12 protein-coding genes are annotated in these 12,334 nt (G+C 40.5%); all 12 read left to right on the forward strand.

Annotated elements, in window-relative coordinates; genetic code table 11:
* Nucleotides 1-12 precede the first annotated feature (12 nt).
* On the forward strand, nt 13-2,151 hold the full coding sequence (locus QMA12_RS01970; RefSeq protein WP_290208728.1) for a hypothetical protein: 2,139 nt from the start codon (nt 13-15) through the stop codon (nt 2,149-2,151).
* Between the two features lie 5 nt (nt 2,152-2,156).
* Complete coding sequence (locus QMA12_RS01975) at nt 2,157-3,101, forward strand: hypothetical protein (protein WP_290208727.1); 945 nt, start codon at nt 2,157-2,159, stop codon at nt 3,099-3,101.
* Nucleotides 3,091-3,411: a hypothetical protein gene (locus tag QMA12_RS01980; RefSeq protein ID WP_290208726.1), complete on the forward strand. Its 321-nt coding sequence runs from the start codon at nt 3,091-3,093 to the stop codon at nt 3,409-3,411. The genes QMA12_RS01975 and QMA12_RS01980 overlap by 11 nt, the downstream gene beginning before the upstream one ends.
* Nucleotides 3,411-5,246, forward strand: a complete 1,836-nt coding sequence (locus tag QMA12_RS01985) for a hypothetical protein (RefSeq protein WP_290208725.1) — start codon at nt 3,411-3,413, stop codon at nt 5,244-5,246. The genes QMA12_RS01980 and QMA12_RS01985 overlap by 1 nt, the downstream gene beginning before the upstream one ends.
* Nucleotides 5,239-5,463, forward strand: coding sequence for a hypothetical protein (locus tag QMA12_RS01990; protein ID WP_290208724.1), 225 nt, complete (start codon nt 5,239-5,241; stop codon nt 5,461-5,463). The genes QMA12_RS01985 and QMA12_RS01990 overlap by 8 nt, the downstream gene beginning before the upstream one ends.
* Before the next feature lie 76 nt (nt 5,464-5,539).
* Complete coding sequence (locus QMA12_RS01995) at nt 5,540-5,716, forward strand: hypothetical protein (protein WP_290208723.1); 177 nt, start codon at nt 5,540-5,542, stop codon at nt 5,714-5,716.
* Nucleotides 5,716-6,288 (forward strand): hypothetical protein, encoded by a 573-nt coding sequence (locus QMA12_RS02000; RefSeq protein ID WP_290208722.1) that lies wholly within the window; start codon nt 5,716-5,718, stop codon nt 6,286-6,288. Before QMA12_RS01995 ends, QMA12_RS02000 begins: the two co-directional genes overlap by 1 nt.
* 23 nt (nt 6,289-6,311) lie before the next feature.
* A complete protein-coding gene (locus QMA12_RS02005) occupies nt 6,312-6,617 on the forward strand; it encodes a hypothetical protein (RefSeq protein ID WP_290208721.1) in 306 nt (101 codons plus the stop codon).
* A gap of 737 nt (nt 6,618-7,354) precedes the next feature.
* Complete coding sequence (locus QMA12_RS02010) at nt 7,355-8,734, forward strand: MATE family efflux transporter (RefSeq protein ID WP_290208720.1); 1,380 nt, start codon at nt 7,355-7,357, stop codon at nt 8,732-8,734.
* Nucleotides 8,731-10,731, forward strand: a complete 2,001-nt coding sequence (gene uvrB, locus QMA12_RS02015; protein ID WP_290208719.1) for an excinuclease ABC subunit UvrB — start codon at nt 8,731-8,733, stop codon at nt 10,729-10,731. Before QMA12_RS02010 ends, uvrB begins: the two co-directional genes overlap by 4 nt.
* Complete coding sequence (locus tag QMA12_RS02020; protein WP_290208718.1) at nt 10,724-11,674, forward strand: class I SAM-dependent methyltransferase; 951 nt, start codon at nt 10,724-10,726, stop codon at nt 11,672-11,674. Before uvrB ends, QMA12_RS02020 begins: the two co-directional genes overlap by 8 nt.
* Entirely contained in the window at nt 11,661-12,332 is a 672-nt protein-coding gene (locus QMA12_RS02025; RefSeq protein WP_290208717.1) for a tRNA (adenine(22)-N(1))-methyltransferase TrmK, read from the forward strand. Before QMA12_RS02020 ends, QMA12_RS02025 begins: the two co-directional genes overlap by 14 nt.
* The last annotated feature ends 2 nt before the right edge of the window (nt 12,333-12,334 follow it).

Raw genomic sequence — 12,334 nt, forward strand, 5'->3', positions numbered from 1 at the left:
TAGGAATAAACGATGCTTAGAACCGATTTAAAAATATTTGAACCGCAACGCATAGGCAATGAGTTGCATGCAGGCGGCCACCGCACGAGTAACGCAATCGTAAGCGGTAAATTAAACGCTGTGTTTAGCTCAATCAGCGACATTGACCATGCCCGATCATCATTTGATCTCGTTAAATTATATCCAGCGCTTAGCACCGACGATTCAAGCCGTTTGCAAGACGCGCATATATTCCTAAGCGACCAACCTGACGACCCGTTAGTCAATGTTTTACTCGTTGAAGCTAAAGACCTAAAAGACACCGACACAGTCGCTGAAATGCTGCCGTATTTGGGGCTTGCTAGCACTAAATTTCACGGTACTAGCTTAATGACTAGTGCAGTTGACGCGCAAGGGCAAGAGTTAACAGTTGAGTCAATCACACGCACGTTAACACCAAGTATTACCACTGTTAATACTAAAATAGGACTTAAACCCGATTCAGAGCCATTTAGCATTTACAGAACAAAGCGTGTTTTAAGCTACGGTGAAATTACTGAAATAAACATTAGTGTTGATGATGTTTTAGAAGCAGAGCCAACGTTCTACGGTGAGTATCAGTACATTTGGCATTACAATGCTGGAGAGATAGACCAGCCGACTAATATTATAAAATCTGTCCGCACAGTAAAAATAAGTGCTGGTGATGGTGAGTTGAACTCATTACTTTATCAAAATGGCACGTTCTCTTGTTCAAAGCTGTATCCAGCAATAGGTAAAGACCAATATTTCACGCTTTACTATGTATCAAGCCAAGATTTTAGGTTTCATTCATTTACAACGAGTTCAGCGATAACATTAGCCGCTGGTGAAACCGTTTTAAAAGGCTCGGCCAAGCTCAAAAAAACGGGTGACGAAACAGTCTATAAAGACGATAGCCAAGGTCGTTTTATAGCTGGCGGCTATGTGTTTGCGACCATTGATTATGATACTGGCGTAATCACAGAAATTGATAGCGTTGATTATAACGGCACAGTTACCGACAACTTAGGTGCATTAATCCAAAAAGGTGCGCTAACAATCAACGCTAAGCAATGGCAATTACCCAGCAGCAGCTTTGCCCGTGACTCAATTTATATTACGTTTGAAACCGCAGCGGGTGCTACGTTCTCAGCGTCTAGCGATTTGAGCGGTAATATCACTGGCACTAATTGCACAGGCACAGTAAGCGCAACAGGCTATGTAGATATAACATTTAGTGAAGATATTAAGCCCGACTCAATTCGATTTGACTATAACGAAATTGAAGTAACCACAGTACCCGCACCTCCGGGCGGTTTTGATACATCAACACTACCGAACAATGGCACTGTGCCAATTTTTCATACGTTTAACCCTGTTAGCGTACAAAACCGCGAGCGCACAGCCGCTGCGAGCTTAACCAGCGGCCAAACGATTACCGTTTTAGCTGATGCTGATTTTATCGATATTGTTGACAGCTTAGGTGCAAGTTTGTGGTCTGTGACTGATGACAATTACAGCTACGATGCTGTTACAGGTGATATAACTATCAACGCGGGAATAAGCGCATTTTCACCGCCGTTTATTATCACGGCCATACAGTCAGAATTAGCCCTCATTGACGCAATCGACAGCGATACATTAAGCCTACTAACACCGTTAAACCGCGCTTATCCCGCTGGCGCAACTGTTAGTAGTGTGCAAGTTCTGGGTGACTTCCAAGCGCAAACCAAAGACGAGCGCACACTTGCGGCTTGGCAAAACAATTTTGCTGATTTTGGCGCATCGGCATCAAGTGCAATCAATACAACGCAATACCCAATAGAGCTTACAAATATTGGTGCAATAGTCCAGCGCTGGGCCATCGTGTTTACATCAACAACCGCTTATAACGTGATTGGTGAATCAGTCGGTAACATCTACAGCGGCGACACGCTAAACGACTGCGCGCCGATTAACTCATTCGCAGGCGCACCATATTTCATATTACGTAAAGAAGCATTCGGCGCTGGTTTAAACCCCGGTGAAGCGTTTTTATTTGAAACCCTAGCTGCCAGTAAACCAACCATGGTTACACGCTCAGTATCACCCGGTCACTCTGAAATAGTACGTGACAATTCAACTTTATCATTTCGCGGAAATAAGGATTAAAAATTATGGCTCAAGCAGTAACAGTTTATAGATGGGACGACCCCGGCGCACCGCAGATAAACAGTGCTAAACCTAGTGAAATTATTGATGTTTTGAAAAAATGCTTAGTGGATGGTTATGGCAGTAAGTTGCCTCTTGGCTGGGAAAATATAGCAGAGGATTCAGCTAATCAAAAAGTCGTATTTAAAAATAATGTGGTAGCAGGTGGCTCGGGAAATGAGGTGCAAATACATAGTTATAATGCGACAGATAACTCTGAGACCTTATTGAGGGTTAACCCTTGCCAACACTGGGTTGATTGGGATACCTACACAAAAAAAGGTTTCCAAAAATACATCCAGTTAAAGTCCAGTTGGACAAATTGGTTTTTAATTGGTACTGCAAAGGCGTTTTATTTTATTTCAGGCCATCCCACTGCAACAATCGCTCAATACGACTCTCATAATGAATATGGGCTGTTTTTAGATGATTTTGAATCGTTTTATCAAAATGAAACATTGCAGATGATAGCCCTCAGTGCTGATAGCATGAATCCAGAAGAGCTAACAGGAACATCATATTTTGGCTACAACTATGCGTTTAATTGTGCATTCTCTGTGTATAACGATAGAGATACTGTCGAGTCAGTGAAATTATTTAATTTAGACGGGACTGAGAACTCAAGAAAATACTTAGCAAGACCAACTCAAAGAAATAGAGCTAAAGATGTCCCCAACAACTCGGAATGTGAACACTTCGCAGAAGTTATGATTTATTCAGAAAGTTTTTTTAATGGTGCATATAGAGGGAAAATCCCCGGAATTTTACACGCATTAGTTCCATTTCATACAGGCTCATCAGGGGCGTGGCCATTAATTACAAATATAAATGGTCATGACCATTTGGCTGTTAGATCGAATAATAACAACGTAAAATTATATATTAATATGGAGAGCTGGGATGCGAATTAGCAGTATATTAACTAATCCAATAACCCCACGCCACGCCGCTTTTTTGGAAGTAGATACAGATCCAAGTTCAGAACGGATTCAAGTTTTCGACCGAAAAAATGCTGATTTAAAACACCATCAAAGAACATTGGGCGGGGTGATAAAAGCGATTTTACCGCTAGAATATTCAATCAATCCAGATTTAATGTGCACATTACTTGATGACAACAATGAATTTAATGGTGCTATTATAGATAATGTTCAGTGTATTCATGTAGAGCTAAATAGTTTTAACAAAAACTCTCCCCAACCATACGAGCCGCCAGCATAATGTTGAAACTACGTTTTATTAATCCATATCAGGTTAATAAATCGCCGCTACAACTAAGCAATCAAAATGACATGGATGTCATTGGCAATGATACAGCGTTGTTGATACGATTTACTAAACCTTATGCAATAAATCAATCACCACTGATAATCAGATTTGGTGATGACACAGGGCCAGTTGATCCAACGCTACCATTTTTACAAGCTAATATCGGTATCGAATCAGGTTTAAGCTGGTTAAACCCACCATTAATCACGCAAGTTAAAAAGTTAGCATGGCAAACACAGCATGTTAAAACTGAGTTTGAAACGGCGTTTAGCAACGCTGAATTAGTCCCTGTTGCATTTAGTTTTGACTGGCAAACCATTGCATTAGTTACAGCGCAAAATAGCGTTACATGGGGTAATAGCGGCTATATATCAAACGTTATTCAAATGCCCTATAAAATTATTACTAGCATTGAGTACAACGAGTATGACTTTAACTGGCTAACTCAGTTAGATATTGAACATACCGAGTTTAAACAGCTTTGGAACAGCTCAGAGCTATTAAAAACAGCTCGCGAACTGCATTGGCATGTAAAGCCGCTTTTAGAGTCCCGTGAGCTTGTGATCCACTACGGTGAAACCGATAAAGAATACATTTGCTATTGGCGCAATCACCCATTTAAAGGCTATGTAAATTTAGAGTTTACAGAGCCTTCCACAGTGCAAAATGGGCGTTTAGTTATGCGCTTTAACAACCCCGATAAAGTGTGTTACTGGGGTTTACCGGGCGGCCTTGTTCGCGGTGATGATGACGTACCAACAATTGATCGCAAAATCCCAATAGAACCCCAGCTAAGGAATACATACATCATGCAGCCAACCATTAATTGTGTGCGTGTTTCAGACGATTTAAAAATATTAATCAACAGCGTTAATTACTCAATATCTCGCGGCCAATTTAGCGCTACATGCAATATTAAATTTTGCTCACGCATCGACTTTGAACGCGCCCTGGGCCAAGAGCTTAAAATCTCGCTAAATGGCTATGACTTTTATGTGATTTGTGAGCAGCCAAGCACTAGCACACGCTTTGCGAATAAAAGCTACAGCGCAAGTTGTCGCAGTCGTTTTGCGTTACTATCTAACCCTTACGCCCGCGCTACAAACTACGCCAACCCAACCGCAAAAACCTTAGCGGGGATCATGTCTGACATACTCGTTAATACGGGGTGGTCACTCGATAATAAAATGATTGATTACCCAATCCCTACTGGCGCGTTTACATACACCAATTTAACCCCCGCAGCGGCACTGTTAAGCGTTGCTAAATCAGTCGGCGCAATACTCGATATTAACGACGCAACTAAAACAGTCTCAGTAATACCAGCATGGCCCGTAATGCCATGGGATACAGCCAATGCAATCTGTGATGTGATCCTTAACGATTCAATCATTCTTGAGCACAGCACTAGCCAAACAATAAACCAGGAACATAACGCGGTATTTGTGCGCGGTGAGCAACAAGGTGTAGCGTGTAAAATTAAACGTGCAGGTACGCTTGGCGATCAGTTTGCCAATGATGTCGTAGACACACTAATCACCCACAACCAAGCAGCACGCCAACGCGGAACGTGCGAGCTGGCTAACAGCGGTAACAAACAAAATACAACGATAAGAACCAAGCTTTTAGATGACTTACCGCCAATTCGCCCAGGTATGTTAGTTGGCATCACTTACACAGATTCAGTATTTAAAGCGACGTGCGACAGCATGACAATTAACGCAAGTATCAGCGACCAAGGGGCTATTACAGTTAGCCAAACAATACAGGTGGTAAGCAATGTCTAACACACTAAACCGACTCGGCTCAGTGCTCGATAAAACCCAGCGCACCATAGCGAACGTCGTCACAGTAAACGCAAACGGCACCACGTTAGTCGAATATAGCGACAGCAGCCAAAGTATTGTTCTAGGTAATAGCATTCAAACTGGAGCGGTATATGTAGAAAATGGCAGGATTGTTGGAGCTGCACCTCTACTACCTTTTACTGAAATCGAAGTCTAGAAACGCTAATCTGTTGTAATAATAGAAACGCTGGTGTAGTTTTTGTTCCCATATTTAATAATAAAGGAGTTTAAATATGAGAATTAATAATCAAATCAACCTATCTAATACAAGTTCATTAGACTTGCAAAATAAACCGCAAATAAAGCCAACAACAGATCAGAAAGTTGATTTTGCGACAGCGTTAGAGTCAGAAATGAAACTAATGAACGGCGGCGGTGGCCATCCTACTAAAGATAAAAAGCCTCAATAATGTATTTGCCGACTATTGATGTGATTTTAAGCTACTCACTTAATAAAATTGAGTTAATCGCTTTTATAGTTGCATTCATTTTGGCTTTTTATGGCAAACCCAAAGATTATTCAATTGCTATTTCAGCAGGTGTTATGTCTATAGGGTTAGCGGTAGGGGACTATTTGCATAGCAATGTTTTAAGCCCATTAAGCATTGATGAGCAAATTTATTACTGGTACTTGGTTTGGGCCATTTTCTCATTGATCCAGGCATTTTCAGTAATTGGTTGTCACTGGGTATTTGGTGTGATGTTTAATGTACAGATTAAACTGGTGTTTATAACTATGGCTGTAAATGCTTTTTTAAACACTTTGATGTTTATTGACCGTAACATTTTTGCACTTAATTTTAAGGGTAGCCCTAACGAATATAGTGACGATAGCTGGCTACTTTGGGATATATATAGCATAGGGATAAATGCTAACTTGCTGTTCTTAGCATTGGTTTTGTTATCCCGTGGTAAGTTAAAAGGTAATGTTGTATGGATGTTCTTATTGTATTGTTGTTGCTTTGTGGTGTTATCACTTTAGTTATTTTTTCATATAGGTTCTATATGCTTGAATCAATGGTAAAAATACCCGAAAGGCATTTGCAAAAGATAACTGATGAATCGTTATTAGAGTTATGCGGTTTATTAAGCCAAGAAGGTGTGCCAAAGGATATTGTAGATTTAGTACGTAATCGCAAGCTAGCGAGCCGTACATCCCATTTAAAGCACTTTACTAATAACCCTCACGGTGAGTTCATCGAATTGATTAGAGGCGCTGAGGAGCTCATAGACAGGCAATATGAGACAGGTGAAGACCTATCACAACCTATCTCAGCACTTCTCAAGTTGGCAAAGACTACCACCGAATAAAAAAGCAGCGAAAGCTGCTTTTTTATTGAACACCGTTTATCACCTTAGACCGCGCGGTATAAGTGATAAAAAAAGAATTATCATTTAAACCCGTGCTAATTATCAAATTTGGTCGTCGGCTACAAATTCACTTACATTAATATTTCTGCAATGTTTGGTTTGAGTATGTTTTTTGAACTGATTGATTAAATACATTAAAGTTAGTATTCGCCAACATGAAGTTTGAATAGAAATTTGAGTATGGTTGTACGCCTTTATTAATGCGGGTTTGAGAGAGTTATCCACGGTTTCTGTGGATAACTCTGTTTATGAAACTTTAAGAACATCGTTTGAGCCTGATTTTTCGGGCGCTGTAAGGATATCAAGTCTTTAAAACAGTTTTTTTATTGTTAATAAAAACAACAGCTTAAAAATTAAGGGTGGAAAACAACTGATTGATGAGTAAATTTATTCGTGATGATTAGATATCAGTAAATTTTGTGTAAAAATACAGCAGCGGCCACGCGTTTTATATGATAAAAAGTTGCAAAGCTGTATTTTTATTGTTTTTTACTAAAGGTTGGCTACAATTTTCGTTAAACAGCTTGAAATAGTAAGTTTTCGTAGAGAAAGTAGCTTCTGTTTACTTATTCTTAATAATTATTGCTGCTAGTTGGGATTCATTTGATAAATGCATGGCTTGAAAAGGCATCATGCTTTAAAATAGCACGCTTAATAAAAGAGGCTTATTTATTCCCATGCGCGCTAATTTGCAAACAAACACATCTCCTGATTTATTAAATGCCCCTATAGTTCCAACACTTAAACGAATGACCATACCAATGATTTTTGGCATGATCACGTTAATGATGTTTAATCTTGTTGATACTTTTTTTATCAGTATGCTTGGAACAGAGCCTTTAGCTGCTGTGAGCTTTACTTTTCCTGTCACGTTTACTGTTATTAGTTTAGCAATTGGCTTAGGTATTGGAACATCCGCAGTGATTGCCAAAGCACTAGGCAGTAACAATATAGAAGAAGCACGTTTTGATGCCAGCATGGCGTTGATTATCGCCGTAGTAATGGTTTTGTGTTTGTCACTTTTTGGCTATTTAATGCTTGAACCCATATTTAGTTTACTTGGGGCAGGACAGCATACACTCCCATTAATACATGAATATATGAGTGTTTGGTTTCTGGGTAGTGTATTTTTGATTACTCCAATGGTTGGTAATTCAGTGCTTCGCGCTAGCGGCGATACAAAAACACCAAGCATTGTTATGGGGGGAGCAGGGCTGATTAATGCTGTTCTTGATCCTGTGTTAATTTTTGGCTTTGGCCCTATTCCTGCACTGGGGATTCAAGGTGCTGCTATTGCCAGTGTCATTGCATGGTCAGTTGCTGTGGTGATCATTTTATATATTTTAGTCGTAAAAAAAGGGCTGTTAAGCTTACACGCGAGAAATCAAACGCCTTTGGCATCAATGCAAAAGATATTAAAAATAGGTTTTCCGGCAGCGGGAGCCAATATGTTAACCCCAATTGCTATGGCAGTGATGACAGCATTAGTGGCGGGTTATGGTCCAGAAGCAGTCGCCGCTTTTGGCGTCGGCAGTCGAATTGAATCCATTGCAAGTTTGGTTGTACTTGCCTTATCTATGACATTGCCCCCATTTATTAGTCAAAACTTTGGTGCAGGTAAGCTAAGCCGAGTGAAGAGTGCCTACAGTACAACGTTAAAATTTGTCATGGTATGGCAATTTATTATTTATTTATTATTAATCGTGTTTTCAGGTGTCATCAGCCAATTGTTTGGTAAAGAGCAAATGGTTATTGATGTTATCAAGCTTTTTATATACACATTGCCGCTTAGTTATGGCTTTCAAGGGGTGATAATTTTATCTAATTCATCATTTAATGCCTTACATAAGCCAATGAATGCGCTTATTTTGAGTGTGGTGCGTTTATTTGTGTTTTATGTTCCATTTGCTTATCTGGGGAGTGTACTTGCAGGGTTGTCAGGGCTGTTAATAGGTGCTGCAATAGGCAATGTATTTACCGGCATTGTGGCGTATAAGTGGTTTATAAAAGAGCTAGACGCTATTAATAATCAACCAGTTAAGGAGTGCCAAGCATGAGTGACCATTTCCAATTGGTATCACAGTTTACCCCAAGTGGCGATCAACCCACTGCGATTGCCCAGCTTTGCGAAGGGCTAGAAGCTGGTTTAGCTCACCAAACTTTACTCGGTGCTACCGGGACTGGTAAAACATTTACCATGGCGAACATTATTAATGATTTAAATCGCCCAACGATTATTATGGCGCACAATAAAACTTTAGCAGCACAACTTTACGGTGAGATGAAAGAGTTCTTCCCTAATAATGCTGTTGAATATTTTGTGTCTTATTATGATTATTACCAACCTGAGGCTTATGTTGTTGCCAGCGATACATTTATCGAAAAAGACGCTTCAATTAATGAACACATAGAACAAATGCGTTTAAGTGCGACTAAAGCCTTGTTAGAGCGCCGTGACACGATAATAGTGGCCTCAGTATCAGCCATTTATGGTTTGGGTGACCCTGATTCATACATGAAAATGATGCTGTTATTAAAAGTTGGTGAAACCGTTGACCAACGCGATATGTTACGCAGGTTAGCTGAATTACAATACACCCGTAACGACATTGATTTTAGTCGTGGTACCTATCGAGTACGGGGCGAAGTAATCGATATATTTCCTGCAGAGTCAGACACCTATGCAGTACGCGTTGAAATGTTTGATGACGAAATAGAGCGCTTAAGTATTTTTGACCCACTCACTGGTGCAATTGAGAAGCACATTGTACGCGCGACTATTTACCCTAAAACGCACTATGTTACGCCACGCGAGAAGATTCTTGATGCGGTAGAGCATATCAAAGCAGAACTTAAAGAGCGCCGTGCACAATTGCTCAGTGCTAATAAGCTGGTTGAAGAGCAGCGGGTTGCACAGCGTACTCAGTACGATATAGAAATGATGACCGAGCTCGGTTATTGCTCAGGCATAGAAAACTACAGCCGTTACTTATCGGGTCGTACACCAGGCGATCCACCACCTACATTATTGGATTATTTGCCTGACGATGCATTAATGATCATTGATGAATCACACGTTACCGTATCGCAAATCGGCGCTATGTATAAAGGTGATCGCAGCCGTAAAGAAAATTTAGTTGAATACGGTTTTCGGATGCCATCAGCAATGGATAACCGGCCACTTCGTTTTGAAGAGTTTGAAGCCATTGCGCCACAGACTATTTATGTTTCAGCAACCCCAGGGGACTTTGAACTAGAGCGCTGTGGCGATGATATTGCTGAGCAAGTTATTCGCCCAACTGGTTTACTCGACCCTGAAATAGAAGTGCGCCCTGTGGGCACCCAGGTTGATGATTTACTCTCTGAAATTTACAAAAGGGTTGAAATTGATGAGCGGGTGTTAGTTACAACACTGACTAAGCGCATGGCCGAAGATTTAACCGACTACCTCAATGAGCATAATGTAAAAGTACGTTATTTACACTCAGACATAGACACTGTCGAGCGCGTTGAGATTATTCGTGACTTTCGTGCTGGGGTGTTTGATGTGTTAGTGGGTATTAACTTACTACGTGAAGGTTTAGACATGCCAGAAGTGTCGTTAGTGGCGATACTTGATGCTGATAAAGAAGGCTTTTTACGCTCGGCTCGTTCGCTTATACAAACAATAGGGCGTGCTGCACGGCACTTAAATGGCCGAGCAATTTTATACGCTGATCGGGTAACTAAGTCGATGGCCAAAGCGATGGACGAAACTCAGCGTCGTCGTGATATCCAACATGCTTACAATGTTAAGCATGGTATAGAGCCTAAAGCACTGCTGAAGAAAATAACTGACATTATGGATGTAGGTGAGCAAGCCGGTCCACAAGATAACCTAAAACTTATTCGTAAAGAAACCACACAAGTACTTAGTGCAAAAGAGATTGCGACGCAGATTAAACAACTTGAGAGTAAAATGCACGCCTATGCGAGCGACCTTGAGTTTGAAAAAGCCGCCTCGGTACGCGATGAAATACACGAATTACAACAACAGTTGATTAAAAATGCATAATTTTTCACCTCTTATTAGTGCGCTTGAAAGTGCCCCGTTTGCAGCCAATGAGCTGTGTCGTATTTTTCATGGCCGTGGCCACAGTGTTGAACATTTAAGTCATTTAAATTTAGACTTTTATCCACCGAGCTTGTTTTTAGTATCGTATGAAGAAATAGACGATGACACGTTAAATATATTAACTGAACAGGTGTGGCAATGGGCGCAACAACATGCACCTGAGCAGGTTACTGCGATGGTTTACCAGCAAAGAGCTGGGTTACAAACACAAAATAAATTAGTGCAGGGAACATTACCTGAGCGTCATACAGTAAAAGAGGGTGCCGTTGAATTTATTGTTGATTTAATGAGTCGTCAAAACACCGGTATCTTCCCTGATATGCGAAGTGGCCGCGAGTTTGTAAGTAGCAACAGCCAAAACGCAAAGGTCCTTAATTTATTCTCTTATACGTGCGGTTTTTCAGTCAGTGCGATGCAGGGTGGGGCTGATTCCGTGATCAACATGGATATGAATAAAGGCGTATTACGCACAGGTAAACAAAATCATCAACTGAATGGTTTCGAGCGTGGTGTGAGCTTTTTACCTCATGATATTTTAAAATCCTTTGGTAAGCTAAAAAAAGCGGCACCGTTTGATTTGATCATTGTCGATCCGCCTAGCTTTCAAAAAGGCAGTTTTATACTCACCAAAGACTATCAAAAAGTATTACGACGTTTACCAGAGTTACTTAATAGCAATACCCAGCTTTTGCTCTGCGCAAATAGTCCCGAGTTAAGTGAAAGTGCATTCAAAGCACTGATTGCAGAGCATACCCACGATGCCATTGAGTTTGTTGAGCGGCTAGCTCCTACGGCTGGTTTTATTGAAATTGACAGTGACCGTAGCTTAAAAGCACTAATTTATAAAACCTCAGTAAAACACGGCTTGAATGAAACTGAGTAATCGTTTAAATGCGATTAATGCATTAATCACTCAGCCCTATGATGTGATTTGGGATTGCTGTTGCGATCATGGTTTACTGGGTATGGCAATTCTTAAGCGCGAGATTGCAAAAAAAGTGGTGTTTGTTGATATTGTGCCTGAGCTGATGAGCGAGCTTAATGTGACGTTGACGCGTTTTGCAGATTCTCAGTCAAGCAGTGACTGGCAAGTAATGTGTAAAGATGTAGGCGGTATTACACTTGAGAAAAACGCCAAACAGTTAGTGATTATCGCCGGTGTGGGAGGTGAGTTACTACTTAAGTTGATGCAGCAAATTATAGCCAACCACACTCAACAAGAATTAGCTCAAATAAGCTTTATTATCTGCCCAGTTCATCATACCTACAGTTTAAGAGAGGGGCTAAACGAGCTTGATTTAGGCCTGATATCAGAACAAATTATTGTTGAAAATAAGCGTTTTTATGAAGCCCTACACCTTAGTTTTGAAAGCACAACTAAAATAACCCCAACAGGCAATACGATGTGGGATATGAGTAATAAACATCATCGTAGCTATTTAAATAAACTGCTTTTGCATTATACGCGAATGGCACATCAGAGCCCACAACGCTTTGAAAAAGTGATCAATGATTACAAACAATTGTTAAGCATTGAGTGATC

Source organism: Pseudoalteromonas sp. APC 3893 (assembly GCF_030408095.1).
GTDB lineage: Bacteria > Pseudomonadota > Gammaproteobacteria > Enterobacterales > Alteromonadaceae > Pseudoalteromonas.